The organism is Rhizobacter sp. P3_C12 (assembly GCF_056402735.1).
In genome coordinates this window covers 1-17,708 of the sequence record NZ_JBFUGW010000135.1, presented here as the reverse complement: position 1 = coordinate 17,708, position 17,708 = coordinate 1, and the positions used below count along the sequence as shown (strand labels likewise).

The following is a 17,708-nucleotide window of genomic DNA, read 5'->3' as shown; positions in this document are numbered from 1 at the left end:
CTCATGACCCGATCCGTCAGCGCCACCCGCACCCTGCCCGCCCTGCTGCTCACGCTGATGCTCGTTGCCTGTGGCGGCGGCGGTGGCGACAGCACCAACGAGACCGCCCAGAAGCCCGCCCCGCCCGACACGTCGGCCTCCGGCCCGTCGCCAGCCGACACCCAGCCGCCGGTCGTCTCTGCCTCGGCCACCGTGTCCGCCGAGGCCGTGGCCCTCAGCGCGCTCGCCACCGACAACGTCGGCGTCACCTCGGTCAGCTTCATCGTCGATGGCGGCACCATCCAGACCAGCGTGCAGAAGTCGCCGAGCGACGGCTCGTACACCTCGTCGCTGCCGATCGGCCTCGTCGCCAACGGCTCGCACAGCTTCGTCGCGGTCGCGATCGATGCCGCCGGCAACAGCACCACCTCGGCCGCGGCCGGCTTCACGGTCGGCACCCCGGCCGGTGCGCCCGGCAGCAGCGACACCGTGCCGCCCACCATCACCGCCGCCGTGCAAGGCAACTTCGGCTTGATCAAGCTGACGGCCATCGCGAAGGACGAGACCCGTCTCTTCGGCGTCGACTTCCTGGTCGACGGCAAGGAGACCGGCACCTGGGCGTCGCTGCACTACCTGAGCAGCGATCCGGCCGACCAGTACTACGTGCTGTTCGACACGACGACGCTGTCGCCCGGCGCGCACACCGTCGTCGCCCGCGCACGCGATCTCGCCAACCACACGACGCTGTCGAACGAGATCGTGCTGAACATCGACCCCACCGCCGGCCTCACCGAGACTGAGCCGAACAACACGCTGGCCACGGCCAACGCGGTGCCGGCCGGGCAGCTGCAGATCTCCGGCACGCTGAAGAACGAGACCGTGCTCATCGGCGAATCGAAGATCGTGCACACCGACAGCGACTACTACCGGCTGACGATTCCCGCCGGCCAGACGCTGACGGTGCGCATGCGGACCCCGCAGCACCAGGGCTTCTTCGTCTCCATCGTCGACGCGGACGGCGTGAAGCTCTCCGGCGATTCCGAATGGCCCAGCTCGGGCGAGGTCAGCGTGGCGTACACGAACGGCGCCACCGCGCGCGAGGTGTGGATCCGCCTGTCGAGCATCCCGTACGACTTCGAGACCCGCGACCAGTACACGCTGACGCTGAGCCTGCAGTAACGCTGCAACGCTAGTCGCTGGAGGCCACGACCGCGTCGGCCGCCAGCGCTGAGCGCATCGCCGAGGTGCTGCGCCAATCGGCCTGCAGCACGTCATTGCCGGCGGTCTTGGCGGCGGTGCCGGCGCTGTTCGCCCGGCTCTGCCACAGCGGGCTGATCCAGCCCTTCTTCATCTGGTCGCCCAGGCCCGGGTCGTTGTCCTTGCCGCCCTGGATGTCGCGCCGCGCGTTCTTCACGTTCACCGCGCTGTACTGCGTCATCGCCGAATAGAGGGCGATGCCGCCGGCGCCCGCCGCGAGCATCACCTGCGCCCACGCCGGCAGGCTGCTGGTGCCGCTGATCGGCTTGTGCGCCTGCGCCGGGTCGTTGGAATGCGCGTGCGCTTGCGCGGCCAGGTGCTTGTTGACCTCGTACACCACCGCGTTCACGCCGCGCCCCAGCAGCAAGGCGCCGGCACCGCCCAGCACGCCGAAGGTGAACTGCTGCGACAGGCGCTGCCCCACCTGCGCCGAGTACTCCAGCGGCGAGCGCAGCTTGGCCCAGCCCTCCGACCACGCAAAGGCCACCGCGGTGTTCTGCATCGCCTTGCCGAACAGCTGTCGTGCGAAGCCGTTCTCCTCCAGCCCGCTCAGGTTGCCGTCGGCGATCTTCTGGATGTCACGTTCGCAGTCGGCGATCTCCGCGGCGAGATGCACGGCCACGCGGTCGCCGGCCTCCGGGTCGGTGCCCGGCGCAGGCGCCTGCGCCTGGTGCGCATCCAGCCGTGCCTGGAGTTCCTGGCGATGGCTGTCGACCATCGCGCTCACGCGGCCGGCGATCAGCATTTCGGGTTCGACGACCAGGCCCTGCAACTTCTTCGGGTCGATGCCGGTGGAGCGGATCGGCTGGCCCGCGTTCCAGTCGGCCTGCCCTTCGGCGTTGAAGAGGTCGCCGTACAGGATGCTCAGCCGCAGTTCATCGGCCTGCGCCGTGCGCTCGTCCTGCCCGGCCCCCAGGTGCTGGCCGAGCAGCGCGCCGAGCGCGATCGCGACCGACACGCCGGTGATGGCCGCGGCCGGCACATGCCTGGCCTGCATCGCAGGCGCCAGGATGCCGCTCAGGCCGCGCAAGGTGCGCCAGAACACCTGCGAGTTCGTCGAGTTCTTCTGGCGCTTCTGCATGCCTTCGAGGCGCAGTCCGTCCATCACGAGCCCGGCCGCTTGCACGGCGCGAGCGGTCTGGTCGTTCTGGATCTTTTCCAGGCCCTGGTGTTCGTCGGGGGTCAACGCGCGCAGGAAGTTCCGCAGCTGTTCTTCAGTGGGGGCCGAGTTCGCGGGCAACGCGTGCTCCGGGTGTTTCGCGGCGAGGTCCTTCAGCATGTCGCCCATCGCGGCGGCATCCTTCTGCGCCAGGTCCTTCAGCTGCACGAGGTCGGCCTCGATCTGCTGCAGGGTCGTGCCGGCCTTGAGGTTGCCGGGCATCTTGCCCATCGGCCCGCCCTTCTGCCGCATCACGGTGATGGCCGAGACGATCGGTGTCTGCAGGCCGGCCGTCACGAAGGGCTGTGCCGCCAGCGCCGCGACGCTGCCACCCAGCACCTTGGTCGGCGTGCTCTCCAGTGCCGCGAACGGGATCGCGCCGTACAGCACCGCCTGGAACAGCGAGCCGCTGCTGGGGATGCAGCGCCCGCCCTGGGTGGCCATGTCGTCCATCGCCTGGATCTTCGCGTCGGAGAGTTGCAGCACGTCCTTCCGGAAGTCGCGCAGCACTGCGGGCGAGAGCAACTGCGCCAGCTGGTCGTGCGAGGGCGTGGCGCTGCCGTCGGGCTGCGACGCGAGCGGGTTGTGGCGCACCTCGTTGACGAGTTTCGCGGCGGCGCTCAGCTGCGCTTCGCCCGGCGTGAGTGCGCGTTGCGCCGCGAGCTTGCGTTCGAAATCGGACAGGTTGCGCGCGAGATGCACTTCTGGCGGCTGCGGCTGGTCGACTGAAGCCCCGAGCGTGCCCGACGCGCCCAGGTTGCCCTCCTGGCGCGGACGCGTGCCCGCATGGGCGCGCGGCGGGCGCGTGATCGACGGCCGGTCGCCGTCGAGTGACCGCGTGGACGGGCGGGTCCTCGCGTCGGGCTGATCAGGTTGATCGGGCTGGGTTCTGACCGAGGGCGCGCGGCTGGACGTGGCGGTCAGCTTCGGGAGGGTCGGCATCGACATGGTGGGGAACGGGTGAGTGATCGAATGGACGCACTGTCTTCGGGCGTCGCTGTCACATGTCCGGGCGTGCCGAAGCGCCCGTCGCGAATGCGAAGCGGCCTGCGCCGTCGACGGGCCGATCCAGGCGTTTGTCATCCCACCGTCACGCGCCACGCCACGGGCCGTTTCCGTTTCACGAAGATGACGGTCCATGGACGATCGACTGAATCAGTCGGTGCCGCGCGGCACGACACTGTGCAGTCATGTGCGCCGCATACGGTGGGGTCCCCTTCAGGAGACCACCCCATGACAGCCCTGCATCGACGCGACATCCTCAAGCTCATCAGCGCAGGCGGCCTCGGGGGTGCGTTGCCGGGCAGCATCGCGAACGCACTGGCCGTGCCGGCCCATCACCGCACCGGCACGATCGAAGACGTCGAGCACATCGTCGTCCTGATGCAGGAGAACCGCTCGTTCGACCACCTGTTCGGCACGCTGCGCGGCGTGCGCGGGTTCGCCGACCCGCGGGCCGTGACGCTGCCGTCGGGCCGGCCCGTGTGGTACCAGCCCACCGCGACCGGCACGCTGCTGCCGTTCCGCCCGCCGGTGGCCGATGTCGGGCAGACCTTCCTGCCCGATCCGCCGCACGGCTGGAACGACACGCATGCCGCATGGAACGGCGGCCGCTGCGACCAGTGGGTGCCGAACAAGGGTGCGGTGACGATGACCTACCACACGCGCCGCGACATCCCGTTCCACTACGCGCTGGCCGATGCGTTCACCGTCTGCGATGCCTACCACTGCTCGGTGCTCGGCCCGACCGATCCGAACCGCTATCACCTGTGGAGCGGCTGGCTCGGCAACGACGGCCGGCAAGGCGGGCCGGTCATCACCAATGCGGAAGCCGGCTACGACTGGACCACGTTCCCGGAGCGGCTGACGCAGGCCGGCATCGGCTGGAAGGTCTACCAGGACGTCGGCACCGGCCTGAATGCCGCGGGCTTCTGGGGCTGGACCTCGGACCCCTACATCGGCAACTACGGCGACAACTCGCTGCTGTATTTCCACCAGTACCAGAACGCGCCCGAAGGATCGCCGCTGGCCGTCGCGGCGCGCAGCGGCACGCAGATCAACGCGCTGAACCGCGATCCGGCGCGCCTGTTCGACACGCTGCGCGAGGACGTGCGCAGCGGCCGCCTGCCGGCGGTGTCGTGGATCGTCGCACCCGAGGCCTTCAGCGAGCACCCGAACCACACGGCGGATTTCGGCGCCTGGTACAGCTCGCAGGTCATCGACATCCTGGCCTCGAACCCGGATGTGTTCGGCAAGACGGTGCTGTTCATCAACTACGACGAGGAAGGCGGCTTCTTCGATCACATGGTGCCGCCCACCCCGCCGTTTGCCGGGCAAGGCGCGTCGACGGTGGACACCGTCAACGAGATCTACCCGGCCGGCGACGCCGCCCACCCGAGCGCACCGTACGGCCTGGGCATGCGGGTGCCGATGCTCGTGGTGTCGCCGTGGAGCAAGGGCGGCTGGGTCAACTCGCAGGTGTTCGACCACACCTCGCTGATCCGCTTCATCGAGGCGCGCCACGCGAAGGCGCATCCGCAACTCATCGAGCCCAACATCACGCCGTGGCGGCGCGCGGTGGCTGGCGACCTGACGTCGACGCTCGATTTCTCGCGCCCGGATCGCGATCGCGTGCGGCTGCCGAGCACCGCGGGGCTGATGCCTGCCGACCTGGTGCGGCACCCCGACTACGCGATCGTGCCGCCGACCTCGCCGCTGCTGCCGGTGCAGGAGCCCGGCGTGCGGCCGGCGCGGGCGCTGCCCTATGTGTTGCATGCCGAAGGCGCGGCGAACACCGCGGCGGCATCGTTCCAGCTCAACTTCGGCAACACCGGCAAGGCGGCAGCGGTCTTCCACGTGCGCTCGGGGCAGGCGGCGCAAGCACCGAGGAACTTCACGGTCGAACCGCAGCGCCTGCTGTCGGCCTCGTGGGCGGCGGCGGTCGACGGGTCGTATGACCTGTCGGTCAGCGGKCCGAACGGCTTCCTGCGGGCCTTCAAGGGCAAGGCCCGCGCCGACAGCAGCAAGCTGCTGATCCGCGCGAGCTACGACGAGGGGCGGCTCGGCATCACGCTGTCGATCACGAACGTCGGGCTGCAGGCGGTGGGCGTGCGGGTGCGCGACGGGTATGGTGACGGGCGCCACGACGGGCGCGGGGACGGACACGGCGACGATCGATGGGCCGACCGGCTCAGGCCCGGCCAGTCGACCGCGAAGTACTGGCCGCTCGAACGCAGCCGCGGCTGGTACGAGCTGGAGATCACCGTCGACGGCGATGCGGCGTTCGCGGCGCGCTTCGCCGGCCACGTCGAGAACGGCGACGACAGCATCAGCGATCCGCTGATGGGGCGGCTGCGGCCGGGCTCGCGTCCGTGACCATCGGCCTGCCTCAGCGCGCCGTCACCACGGCGATGCTGCAGTCGCGCCCCTGGACCTGCACGTTCGATGGGATCGGCCGTGCGCCGCTGTACGCGAGCTGCATCCCGAGGTCGACCGAACTGCCTGCCGCCACCGTCGCGTTCCAGTCCACCGGCCGGACGGTGATGATGCGTGCACTGGACGTCACCACGCTGCTCCAGGAGTTGGTCACCGTGAAGTCGTTCGACTCGGTCCATGACAGCTGCCAGTTGCTCAAGGCCAGCGTGCCGGTGTTGGCCAGGCGGATCGCCATCACCTGGCCCGCGCCCCAATCGTTGCTGATGTCCAGCGTGACCGCGCACGAGCCCGGCGGTGGGGTCGTCCCCTGCTGCGTGGTGGCCGATACCACGGCACTGGCGGCGCCCTCCCCGCCCGCATTCGCGGCCGTCACCTGGTACCAGTAAGTGGTGTTCGCCGCCAGCCCGGTGTCGACGTAGTTCGTCGCGGTCGGCGATGCGACCGCACTGAAGCTGCCCGCCGCCCCGCTGGCCGAGCGCTTCACCGAGTAGCTCGTCGCAGTCGCCGCCGCCGTCCACGCGAGCGTCACCGACCCGGCCCCGCCGGTGGCCGTGAGACCCTGCGGTGCGGCCGGCGGGATGACCGGGCTGCCGCCACACGCCGGCGGCTCGTTGCCGAACACCTTCACACCGTTCGAGTAGACCGGGATCGCCAGCGACTTGACCGTGCTGCCGGCTGCGAGCCCCGCATACGACGGGTCGTTCGCCGGGTTCCAGTACGCCGTGCCCGAGGGCGCCGCCAAGCGGAACTGGATCTCCTTGCGGTGCGCCGACTGGCCGCCCGGGTAGATGTCGGTGCCGGTGAAGTCCGCGACGGCGTAGTAGATGGTGCTCGTGCCACAGCGGAACAGACCGCTCGCCGCGCCACCCTGCGAGTAGTTCGTGCTCAGCGTGATCGCCGAGGCCGGCACGCCGGCCGCGATCACCTCGCCCAGGTCGACGTAGTAGCGCAGCGAGAGCTTGTCGCCATGCCGCGCCGGCCAGCCCGAGCGGTTGTTCAGCAGCGCCTTGATCTCGGTGTAGGTGCCGCCCGAACTGTTGATGCCGGCCTCGACGAAGAACTCGTCCTCGGTGGCCACCTCGCGCGGCGGGAAGTTCGCGAGCGGCGCGCCCCCCGGCGCCAGCTCGTTCATCTTCGCCAGCACGCCGGTGAAGGCCGCGTTGTAGTCGGTCGCGACCTCGTTCGACACGTAGTTGCCGATGTCGTCGCTGTACGAATCGTTCGCGCCCGGCCCGCCCACCATCGCGCCATACAGCAGGTGGCGGTGCTGCGCCGGCGTCGCCTGGCTGTCCAGCCACGAGCCGTGCGCCGTGCGGTGGTGCGGGTGCTGCGGCGGGTTGACGCCGAAGCCGATCAGGTAGCTGCCCTGGCGCGGGTTGTCGCCCAGCACGTAGTTGACCTGGCGCGTCGCGAAATCGCGGTAGCGCTGCTGCTTCGCCGCGTCGCCCACCACGTCGGCATAGGCGAGCGCGATGAAGGCCTCGTTCATCGCATAGCGCAGCGAGCCCCACTGGTCGAGCCAGGCCAGGCCGCCCGGCGTGTAGGTCACGCGCTGGCCGTCCGAGGTGCCGGTGGTCCAGTAGTCGAGGTTGCGCTCCAGCGCGTCCTTGTAGAGCGCCTTGCCGGTGCTTTCGGCCAGCATCAGGTAGACGCCGACGAGCTTGCTGTCCCAGCCCAGCGTCCACTTGTACGGCAGGTAGGCGGTCTGGCCTTCGGTGCCGAAGTTGCCCACGAACGACTCGGCCTTCTGCAGGTAGGCCGCCTCGCCGGTGGCGCGGTACAGCCAGGCGGCGCCCCAGGCCAGCTCGTCGTAGTAGCCCGACCAGGAGTTGTAGTAGTTGGCCGCGTCGGGGACGCAGTCGGAGTACTTCGCGCGCACGGTGTCGGCGAAGGTGTACAGCTGCCGCGCATGCGTCAGCAGTTGCGCCGCATAGCCGGGATCGCTGGGCGCGAACAGCATCGAGGCGGCTGCCATGGCCGCCGCGGTCTCGGCCGCCACGTCCGATCCGCCGCAGCTCGCGGTGATCTTGTAGCTCGGCGCCGCGAGCGGGTAGACCTCGACCGGCCCCCACCAGCTGTGGTCGGTGCCGCCGTTGCCCACCTGCACCACCAGCTCGTTCGGCGCGGTGTGCGCGCGCATGAAGTAGTCGTTGACGAAGCGCAGGTTGGCGAGCAGCGCGTCGTACTGGCCGGCGGCCTGGTAGCCGGCCTTGAAGCGCAGCCCGCCCCAGGCGAGCTGGGTCGCGCTGAAGGCCATCGGGAAGCCGAACTTCACATGGTCGCCGGCGTCGTACCAGCCGCCGGTCAGGTCGCGGCCGATGTCGCTGCCATCGGACAGGCGCGAATCGCCGCGCCAGCTGGTGACGCGGTTCCAGGCCGGCAGCTTGCCGGATTGCTGCGCTTCGTAGAACAGCACCGATTTCTGCAGCGCCTCGGCGTAGTTGAAGCGTGGCGCGGCCAAGGGGGCGGCCATCGCGCGAGCGCGCGATGCGTCCTGCGCCGCGGTGTCGGCGGGCGCGGGGCCGTCGCCACCACCGCAGGCACTCAGTGCGGCCGCGGTGGCGACCACAGCCACGGTGCAGGCCAGCGCCCCGCGCCGCAGGCGATGGATGAGGTTCTCGTTCATGGTCATCTCCCTGGATCAGAGGTGGGTGGGTACGGAGGCGTAGCCGGCCAGCCGGGCGGCGATCGCATCCGGGAACGACTGGGTCAGCGCGTTGTAGCTGCCGGCAAAGCGGCTGTAGCGCGCGCGGGCCTCGGCCAGCTGCGCCTCCGACTGCAGCAGCTGCCGGTGCAGGCCTTGCAGCGCGGCGTCGTCGCGCAGCGCGGGCTGCCGCTGCGCCGCGGCCACGAGCCGGAACAGCACGCCGGTCAGCTCGCCCTGGTTGCGCTTGAAGGCATCGAGCGCGCGCGGGTCGTCGAGCAGGCCCGGCGTGCCGGGCAGCGCCGCCGCACGCGCCAGCGCGCCGCGTGCAGCCTCGACCAGCTGCGGATCGACACCGGGCGCGCGACCGGCCGCCTGCAAGGCCGGCACGGCGAGCCGGTTGCGTTCGGCATAGACCTGCGCGACCTGGCGCCACTCGGCCGTGCTGGCCGTGCGCGCCTCGCCGAGGCGGATCACCATGCGCGAGCCCATGGCCGCGGCACCGGCCGCCAGCACCAGCCCGAGGGCCAGTGCGGCGCGCCGCGCGTTATGAGGGTGGTTCATCGCATCCCCCTGTCGTCACTTGATGGTGACCGTGCAGCTGTGCCCTGCCAGCGCCAGCCCGGTGGGCACGGGCTTGGCGCCGCTGTAGCCGATCTGCATGCCGAACTCGACGCTGCCGCTGGGCGACACCGTGCCGTTCCAGCCGGCCGGCGTGGCCACCACGCCGCGGCCGCTCTTCGTCACCGTGGCGCTCCACGAATTGGACAGCGTGAAGTCGTTCGATTCGGTCCAGCTCAGCGACCAGCCGGTGATCGGCGCCGTGCCCGTGTTGCTMAGCTTGATCGCGGGCACCTGGCCGGCACCCCAGTCGTTGCTCGTGTCGAAGCTGATCGTGCAGTCGGCCACCACCACGTCGTTGTCGACCTCGGTGGCGGCGAGGCTGGCGCCGGTGTGGCCGGCGGCCGCCAGGTTGAAGCTCGCGCTGCCGTTGGCCTGGTCGGCATCCTCGGCGGCGGCGATCACCAGGTTCTGCGGCACGTTGTAGTTGGCCGGCGTGAAGCTCAGCGTGGTGGTAGCCGTGCCCAGGTCGGCGTCGCCGCCGGCGGCCTTGCTCACCGTCACCGTGACCGTCCCCGCCGGCGCCTGCGACAGGCTGACGCCGACGCTCGCGCTCGCGCCCTCGGCCACGCTCAGCGTGCCCGCGCTCAGCACGACGGCCGGCGTGCCGCCGCTGCCGTCGCCGTCGATGTTCGCGTAGTCGTTGAAGGCCATCGCGATGTCGGCCTGGGCCCAGAAGCGGTGGTAGACCCAGTCGGGCGAGGCGCCGCCGGCCAGGTAGGCCTGCAGCTTCGGCCACTGCGGATCCTGCTGGTACTTCGGCCGCAGGCTCAGGAAGGTCGCGTTCGAATCGATGGTCGCGCCCTGCGCGTTGGTGCCGGTCCAGCCCGAGGGCACGTAGACGCCCGAGCCGGTCGCCGGGTCGTAGGCGTCGTCGAAGCGCAGGTAGTCGGTGCGCTTCTCGGCGATGGCGATGCCCTTGCTGTCCTGGTAGCGGGTCCAGGCGCGGTCCAGCAGTTCCTTCGCGAGGGTCTTCGCAGCGGCGTTGCCGGATTTCGCGGCGTAGTGGATCAGCGTGCGCGCGAACGCGGCGGTGGTGCCGATGTCGGTCGTGCGATCGGCCACCGTGACGCGCAGGTTGGCGTTCGCGCCCGGCGAGGCGGGGTTCCAGGTGTCGGGCTGGCCGCTCCACTTCAGCGTGCTCGGGATCGCGTAGCTGCCGTCGGCGTTCAACACCGTCTGCGCCGAGGCCCAGGCCACCCACTTGTCGAGCAGCGCCTTCGCCTTCGCGTCGCCGCTCGCGCGGTAGTACTCGGCCACCCGCTGCATCGACCACACCTGCATGCCGAACCACTCGTTCGAACCCGGGTCGTGGTAGACCGGGTTCTCGTCGTAGGCCATGCCGTAGAAGGTGGCCGTGCCGGCAGGCGGTGCGCCGTAGTTGCCGCCCCAGCTGTTGGTGGCGCCGCCGGCGATCGCGCCGTCGGCCGACTGCAGCCAGCGGTAGAACTCGAGCTGGCGCGCGAGGCTCTTGCCCCAGTCGGCGGCCGCCGTCGGCGAGCCCGGCTTGAAGTCGGCCTGCGTCGACAGCGCCCAGGCCGCGAGCGGGTTCTGGTAGCCGAAGTGGTTGTGGCTGGAGCCGATGCGCCAGGCCCAGCCGGCGCTCGCGTCGGTCGCGCCGCCCCAGGCGTAGTACCAGCTCATCAGGTAGGTCTGGTTGTCGCGGAAGCCGTTCGCGTCCGGCAGGCCGGTGCCGGGCGCGCAGGCCTGCGCGCCGACGCAGTTGCCGATCTTCTTGAAGTACTTGTCGAACATCGAGTACCGCAGGTAGTCGCCCATGCGGGCCGCCTTCTTGACGAGGTCGGCCACGTCCGCGCCCTTGCCCTGCGCCTTCGCCCACACCGAGGCCCAGTAGACGGCCTGGATCGCGCGCGCATCGGCATCCGGCGCATTGGTGTAGCGCCACTGCTTCGCGTAGCTCTGGTCGCCGATGAACAGGCTCAGGAAGCCCTGCGTGCCGCCGCTGCGGCCCCAGCGGAAGGTGTCGCACGAGGGATGGGGAATCGTCTCCCACACCGATTCCTGCGGCCCGCGCTGGAAGGTGTTGATGTAGGCCGGCTTCGTGGTGCCGTCGCCGCAGCGGCCGTAGCCGTACCAGTTGTCGACGTCGGTCAGCCAGTGCATGCCGTAGATGTCGCGCGTGCCGTAGGCCGCTGCGAGCTCGGTGGCGATCGGGTCCTGCCCCGCGGTCACCGAGTTGTCCAGCGGCGCGGGGTAGTTCTTCGGCAGCGCGAACTCGCCGGCGTAGGTGGCCGGCTTGGCGGGGTTGTAGAAGCTGTTGGTGGGCTGGTCGGCGGTGGGCGGGATGATGGTCCTCTCCATCGTCGCCCAGGCGGCCTTCAGCGGTGCCCAGTCGCCGGTGACGCGGCCGTACTGCGCCTCCATCCAGAGCCAGAAGCTGTAGGCCTCGGAGGTCGTCTCATGGCCGTAGTCGGGCGCCTCGACCATCAGCGTCTCGATCGAGTGGTACGGCACGCCGTCGCTGCTGAAGTAACCGTTCGCCGGATCCTTGATCTTGTTGTACTGCGTCAGGAAGCGCTGCGTGTACTCGGCATCGGCGGCGCGCGCCGGTGCGGCGAGCGACAGGGCGAGCACGGCGGCGGCAACGGCCGAAAGCATGGGGAATCGGGTCTTCATCGAAATGTCTCCTGTTGTGAAAACGTTTTCACGATAGTGAAACTGCGAATGAAACTGCGAGTGAAACTGCGATCAAGCGCACTGCGCCACCGCCGCGCCAGGGCGCAGCGGTGGGTACAACGATTCGCGGAGTGTTCGAGCGCGGTCAGGACGGGCTGGGGATGCCCGGGCGCTCAGGGGTGGCCAATGGCCTGCGGGAGGACTGCAACTGCATCATTCCGTGTCTCCTTTCCCTCGGCGCGGCGGTCTTGCGACGGCGCACCGTCATGTTCTGGACGGTTTGTCTACAACTGCGGTTGAAATCGATTTCAACGCAACCAGTGTGCCGCCGGTCGCGCGTTCGTGGCACTCGGGTTAGCCCCATCAGATGCAACGCGTCGTATCGCAGCGCATCGGTTGCGGCAGGGGCAGATATGCAAGCGCGAAATGCGCAGTTCACAGCGCCGGGCCGCACTCCTAAGGTCTCGCGATGAATCCCCACCCGAGGCACTCCCCATGGCGCACGCCGGCACCCTGCAGATCCAGCACCTGAGCAAGCAGTACGAAGTGAAGGGCGAACCGCTGCCCGTGCTCGAGGACATCACGCTCACCGTCAACCCCGGCGAGTTCGTCAGCATCGTCGGCAGCAGCGGCTGCGGCAAGTCGACGCTGCTGCGGCTGATCGTCGGGCTGGAGGAGAACTACCAGGGCGAGGTGCTGCTCGACGGCGAGCGCATCGTCGGCACCAGCCTGGACCGCGGCATCGTGTTCCAGGAGCACCGGCTGTTCCCGTGGCTGACGGTGGAGCAGAACATCGGGCTCGGGCTGCTGAACGGCGAGCTCAGCGAGCAACAGAAGGCCGACACGGTGCGCGAGCACATCGCGCTGGTGGGCCTGGCCGGCTTCGAGACGGCGTGGCCACACCAGCTGTCGGGCGGCATGTCGCAGCGCGTGGCGATCGCGCGGGCGCTGGTCAACCGGCCCGAGGTGCTGCTGCTCGACGAACCGTTCGGCGCGCTCGATGCGCTGACACGCGCCCACCTGCAGCAGGCGCTGCACCGCATCTGGCAGGCCGAGGAGATCACGATGATCCTCGTGACGCACGACGTCGAGGAGGCGGTGTACCTCGGCGACAAGGTGGTGGTGATGGCGCCGCGGCCGGGCCGCATCCGGCGCATCGTGCCGGTGGAACTGGATCACCCGCGCGACCGCGTCGGCCTGGCGTTCTCGCGCGTCAAGGAAGACGTGCTGGCCGAGTTCGCCGGCACCCGTTCGCCGCTGCCGTCCGGCCTGCGTTTCGCACTCTGAGCCGGCCCTCTGCCAAGGACCATCCCATGAGCGACCGCAAGATGCGCCTCGGCGCCTTCATCGTCAACTTCAGGCCTGTTTGCCCGAGGGCTTCCAGGGATTCAGAAGTTTTGTGCCAGTCCCCTCGAAGTCGACCACGTTGCGTGTGGCGACAGTCAATCCGTGAACCAGGGCGGTGGCGGCAATCAGGCAATCGCGTTCGGCCCGGGGATTTGGCACATGCAAGGCCGCACACCGCAGAGCGACCGACAGGTCGACAGGAAGAATCCGGCCGTCGAACGCAGGCAAGACCTGATCGTCCATCCATTTGCGCAACCGTGTCGCCTGGGCAGCATCTCGACGCTGCAGTTGCAGGATGCCCAGTTCCAGTTCGAGCGCCGTGATGGAGGACAGGAACAGGTCGCTTCCCGCGACGGAATCCGCCCACGTCACGACGTTCGCATCGGCGCGACCCTGTGCCGCCTTGCGCAACTCGGACACCACATTGGTGTCGAGCAAGTACATCAATCGAACTCTGCAGGCCGGTAAACCGCGCCCAATCGCCCGGGTTCGAATTGGATATCCGCGGCATCAGGCATCGCGATCAGCGAGACGATGCTCGCCTGACGACCCGTGAGTGCCTGGTAGCGCTCGTAGGTCATCAGCACATGCGAGGGCTGACCGCGGTCGGTGATGACGACAGGGCCCTTCGATGCTGCCTTTTTTGCACCCGCGGTGTCTTGATTGAACTCTCGACTGGAGAGCGTGGTGGTGATGGTCATTGCTGTCCCCCTGCAATGTAGCAACGTTACTATTTCGACGCGTCACTGGCAAGGGTTCGGCCGACAAGCAAAAAAAGCCCGCTCATCGAGCGGGCTTTTTGCTTTCAGGTCACTCGATCAGAACGAGTGGCGGATGCCGCTGGAGAACTCGGTGATGTTGCGATCCCCGGCGTTCGTCAGGCCGGCCGGCACGGCGCTGGCCCAGCGGTCGGCGTAGCCGTCGCCTTCGTTCTTGAAGCGGGTCACCGCGCTGTACAGCGCCGTGCGCTTCGACAGGTCGTACTGGTAGCCSACGCCGAAGGCCTGCGTCTTGCCTTCGTTCACGTTCTTGGCCTTGTTCTGCACGTACTGCGCACGCACCGTGTTCGCGCCGAAGCGGTAGTCGCCGCCGACCCAGAAGCCCTGGCCGTCGGCATCCACCGCGCTGCGGTCGTTCACCGCGATCACGCCGGCCGTGCCGTGCCAGTCGCCGTACGTGTAGCCGACCGCGCCCGAGGTCGTGCRCACGTCCTGCGAGGTCAGGTCCTGCTTGTCGTCGACGAACGACAGCATCGCGTCGAAGCCGTAGCCGCTGTAGCGGGCGTAGACATCGGCGGTGCGCTGCTCGTTGGTGGCRCCGGTGGCTTCACCGAAGCCCCACAGTGCRCCGGCCTTGAAGCCGCTGAAGGTCGGGGTCTCGTACTTGACCGAGTTGTTGATGCGCGCCGGGCCGCCGTTGCCGGTGGCCGTGGTGGTGGTGCCGCCGCGCACCGGCTCGTAGCCGCCGAAGCCGCCGATCACGGCCGTGCTCGCGCCGGTCGAGACGTTCGAGAACTCGCTGAAGTCGCTCGACAGGTTGTAGACGCTGCCGTACTGGCGACCCAGGGTCAGCGTGCCGAACTGCGCCGAGCCGATGCCGACGTACGACTGGCGGCCCCAGAASGCGYYYTGGCCGTTGGTGCCGTCGTCGAGGTTGAYGCCGCTTTCGAGCACGGCCAGGGCACGCAGGCCGCCGCCGAGGTCTTCGGTGACGCGCAGGCCGAAGCGCGAGCCYTGCAGGCCGCCCGACTGCACGCGGCTCAGGTTGGCCGCGCCGTTGGCGAACTGCACGTAGGCATCGGCAACGCCGTACAGCGTCACGTTGGTGGTGGATTGTTGTGCGTCTTGCGCGTTGGCAGCCGACGCGGCAGCCAGGGCGACGGCGGTCACTGCAAAGGTGGCGAACTTCATGAGATTCTTCTCCGATCAGTAGGTGGACCCCTTGTCCCACAGGCACGCGTCCAGCTCCGACCGCGTGGCRGGCACCGACCGGTGCTGCGTCTTGGGAGTGAATGCTAGGGTTGTCCCTGACTGTGAAAAACCCCATCACCGGCAAGTCGGCATTGCTGAATCAGCAAGGATTGCGCTCTTGAAGCGCCGGGCTGCGCTCCCAAGGGACGAACCCTTAAACTTCAAGGCCGCCTTCGCATCACGATGTGTCGGCGCCTCGTTCCCGTTTTCCGTCTTGAAGGCACCCATGTCCGGCAGCACCCTCGGCACCCTGTTCCGCGTCACCAACTTCGGCGAGTCGCACGGGCCGGCCATCGGGTGCGTGATCGACGGCTGCCCGCCGGGGATGGAACTCAGCGAGGCCGACATCCAGCCCGAGCTCGACCGCCGCCGCCCCGGCACCTCGCGCCACGTGACGCAGCGCAACGAGCCGGATGCGGTGGAGATCCTGTCCGGCGTCTACGAGGGCAAGACCACCGGCACGCCGATCTGCCTGCTGATCCGCAACACCGACCAGCGCAGCAAGGACTACGGCAACATCCTGCAGACCTTCCGGCCCGGCCACGCCGACTACACCTACTGGCACAAGTACGGCATCCGCGACCCGCGCGGCGGCGGGCGCGCGTCGGCGCGCCTGACCGCGCCGATGGTCGGCGCCGGCGCGGTGGCGCGCAAATGGCTGAAGGCGCAGTACGGCACCACGTTCCGCGGCCACATGACCCAGCTGGGCGAGCTGGAGATTCCGTTCGAGGGCCACCAGCACATCGGCGAGAACCCGTTCTTCGCCGCCAACGTCTCGAAGATCGCCGAGCTCGAGGCCTACATGGACGCGCTGCGCAAGTCGGGCGATTCGGTCGGCGCGCGCATCCGCGTCGAGGCGGCGCAGGTGCCGGTCGGGCTGGGCGAGCCGCTGTTCGACAAGCTCGACGCCGACATCGCCTACGCGATGATGGGCATCAACGCGGTGAAGGGCGTCGAGATCGGCGCCGGCTTCGCGAGCGTCGCGCAGCGCGGCACGCAGCATGGCGACGAGCTGACGCCGCAGGGCTTCCGCAGCAACAACGCCGGTGGCGTGCTGGGCGGCATCAGCACCGGCCAGGACATCACCGTCAACATCGCGATCAAGCCGACCAGCTCGATCCACAGCCCGCGCGATTCGATCGACCTGCAGGGCCACCCCACCGTCGTGCAGACACACGGGCGCCACGACCCCTGCGTCGGCATCCGCGCCACGCCGATCGCCGAGGCGATGCTGGCGCTCGTGCTGATGGACCACGCGCTGCGGCACCGGGCGCAATGCGGTGACGTGCGGGTGTCGACGCCGAGGATCTGACCGGCGGCGCAGGTGCTTGCCCACCCGCGCTGAAATCCAGGCGGCAGGCGCTACGCTTGCGCCGATGAAAACCATCCGACTCGGCCGCAGCGGCCTGCAGGTGTCGCGCATCGCGCTCGGCATGATGACCTACGGCCGCCCCGACTGGCGGCCCTGGGTGCTCGACGAGGCCGCGAGCCGGCCGTTGGTGCAACGCGCCGTCGAGCTCGGCATCAACTTCTTCGACACCGCCGACATGTACTCGTCCGGCGAGAGCGAGGTGCTGACTGGCCGCTTCATCCGCGAGTTCTGCCGGCGCGACGAGGTCGTCATCGCGAGCAAGGCCTACTACCTGGTCGAGATGGAATACCGCAACGCCGCGACCGCGTTCGACCAGGCCCCGCCGAACCTGCACGGCTTGAGCCGCAAGCGCTTGTTCCATGCGGTGGATGCGAGCCTGGCGCGCCTGAAGACCGACTACATCGACCTCTACCAGATCCACCGCTTCGACCCGAACACGCCGGTCGAGGAGACGATGGAGGCGCTGCACGACCTGGTGAAGGCGGGCAAGGTGCGCTACCTGGGGGCGAGCTCGATGTGGGCGTGGCAGTTCGCGAAGATGCAGGAGACTGCGCGCCGCCACGGCTGGACGCCGTTCATCAGCATGCAGAACCACTACAACCTGGCCTACCGCGAGGAGGAGCGCGAGATGATCCCACTGTGCCGCGACCAGGGCGTGGGCCTGATCCCGTGGAGCCCGCTGGCGCGAGGTTTCCTGGCCGGCAACCGGGCCCGTGATGACCAGGCCGGCGGCGCAACCGCGCGGGCGCAGACCGACAGCATCGCGCAGACGCTGTACTACCGCGACAGCGACTTCAAGACGGTGGAGCGCCTGAAGGCGCTGGCCGCGCAGCGCGGCGTCAGCCCGGCGACGCTGGCCTATGCGTGGTTGCTGCACCAGCCGGGCGTCAGCGCGCCGATCATCGGCGCCAGCAAGCTGCCGCAGCTTGACGAGGCGGTGGCCGCCGCCGAGCTGTCGCTGACGCCGGACGAACTGCAGGCCCTCGGCGAAGGCTACGAGCCGCACCCGATCGCAGGCCATTCGTAGCCCGGGTGCCAACCCGGGGATCAACCCCCACTTGTTCGCTTGTCATCTCCCAAAAAGAGCGGTGGTGGCAGAAGGCGCGTGCGGGGAGGCTGTGGAGCGCCAATAAGGGCGGGTCGCCGTAGCTGGCTGATTTCATGGCCCCGCGCGAAGCGCGATCGTGAACTGACTGTCGCCGACTGTCTGACCACAACGAACGAAGTGAGTGGCGGGAGTTTCGGCGACGGGCCATGAAATCAGACAGCGGAGGGCAGTCCTCGCCC

General features: G+C 69.1%; 12 protein-coding genes. 5 read left to right on the top strand and 7 right to left on the bottom strand.

Annotated elements, in window-relative coordinates:
- The coding region (locus AC1DXV_RS20045) for an Ig-like domain-containing protein (RefSeq protein WP_477935173.1) at window positions 1-1,158 on the top strand (1,158 nt) is incomplete at its 5' end.
- A gap of 10 nt (window positions 1,159-1,168) precedes the next feature.
- Here the strand turns inward: AC1DXV_RS20045 and AC1DXV_RS20040 are convergent.
- Window positions 1,169-3,343, bottom strand: a complete 2,175-nt coding sequence (locus tag AC1DXV_RS20040; protein WP_477935171.1) for a hypothetical protein — start codon at window positions 3,341-3,343, stop codon at window positions 1,169-1,171.
- A gap of 285 nt (window positions 3,344-3,628) precedes the next feature.
- Between AC1DXV_RS20040 and AC1DXV_RS20035 the strand changes: the two genes are divergently transcribed.
- Window positions 3,629-5,770: a phosphocholine-specific phospholipase C gene (locus tag AC1DXV_RS20035; RefSeq protein WP_477935169.1), complete on the top strand. Its 2,142-nt coding sequence runs from the start codon at window positions 3,629-3,631 to the stop codon at window positions 5,768-5,770.
- Window positions 5,771-5,783: 13 nt separating this feature from the next.
- On the opposite strand, the gene AC1DXV_RS20030 is transcribed toward AC1DXV_RS20035, so the two are convergent.
- From AC1DXV_RS20030 to AC1DXV_RS20020, 3 genes are read right to left on the bottom strand one after another with little or no spacing between them, the layout of a single operon-like run.
- A complete protein-coding gene (locus tag AC1DXV_RS20030) occupies window positions 5,784-8,456 on the bottom strand; it encodes a glycoside hydrolase family 9 protein (protein ID WP_477870360.1) in 2,673 nt (890 codons plus the stop codon).
- 15 nt (window positions 8,457-8,471) lie between these two features.
- Complete coding sequence (locus tag AC1DXV_RS20025; protein ID WP_477935167.1) at window positions 8,472-9,038, bottom strand: LemA family protein; 567 nt, start codon at window positions 9,036-9,038, stop codon at window positions 8,472-8,474.
- A gap of 15 nt (window positions 9,039-9,053) precedes the next feature.
- Window positions 9,054-11,732 carry a glycoside hydrolase family 48 protein gene (locus AC1DXV_RS20020; RefSeq protein ID WP_477935165.1) on the bottom strand — a complete coding sequence of 893 codons (2,679 nt, stop codon included), beginning with the start codon at window positions 11,730-11,732 and terminating at the stop codon, window positions 9,054-9,056.
- A gap of 495 nt (window positions 11,733-12,227) precedes the next feature.
- Between AC1DXV_RS20020 and AC1DXV_RS20015 the strand changes: the two genes are divergently transcribed.
- Complete coding sequence (locus tag AC1DXV_RS20015; protein ID WP_477869214.1) at window positions 12,228-13,019, top strand: ABC transporter ATP-binding protein; 792 nt, start codon at window positions 12,228-12,230, stop codon at window positions 13,017-13,019.
- 69 nt (window positions 13,020-13,088) lie between these two features.
- Here the strand turns inward: AC1DXV_RS20015 and AC1DXV_RS20010 are convergent, their stop codons facing one another.
- From AC1DXV_RS20010 to AC1DXV_RS20000, 3 genes are all read right to left on the bottom strand, one after another.
- Complete coding sequence (locus AC1DXV_RS20010; protein WP_477869216.1) at window positions 13,089-13,526, bottom strand: type II toxin-antitoxin system VapC family toxin; 438 nt, start codon at window positions 13,524-13,526, stop codon at window positions 13,089-13,091.
- Window positions 13,523-13,780, bottom strand: coding sequence for a type II toxin-antitoxin system Phd/YefM family antitoxin (locus AC1DXV_RS20005; RefSeq protein ID WP_477869218.1), 258 nt, complete (start codon window positions 13,778-13,780; stop codon window positions 13,523-13,525). Before AC1DXV_RS20005 ends, AC1DXV_RS20010 begins: the two co-directional genes overlap by 4 nt.
- Window positions 13,781-13,897: 117 nt before the next feature.
- Complete coding sequence (locus AC1DXV_RS20000) at window positions 13,898-14,989, bottom strand: porin (RefSeq protein WP_477935163.1); 1,092 nt, start codon at window positions 14,987-14,989, stop codon at window positions 13,898-13,900.
- 286 nt (window positions 14,990-15,275) lie between these two features.
- Between AC1DXV_RS20000 and aroC the strand changes: the two genes are divergently transcribed.
- Both aroC and AC1DXV_RS19990 read left to right on the top strand, forming a co-directional pair.
- A complete protein-coding gene (gene aroC / locus AC1DXV_RS19995; RefSeq protein ID WP_477872034.1) occupies window positions 15,276-16,361 on the top strand; it encodes a chorismate synthase in 1,086 nt (361 codons plus the stop codon).
- 64 nt (window positions 16,362-16,425) lie between these two features.
- Window positions 16,426-17,448 carry an aldo/keto reductase gene (locus AC1DXV_RS19990; RefSeq protein ID WP_477872036.1) on the top strand — a complete coding sequence of 341 codons (1,023 nt, stop codon included), beginning with the start codon at window positions 16,426-16,428 and terminating at the stop codon, window positions 17,446-17,448.
- The last annotated feature ends 260 nt before the right edge of the window (window positions 17,449-17,708 follow it).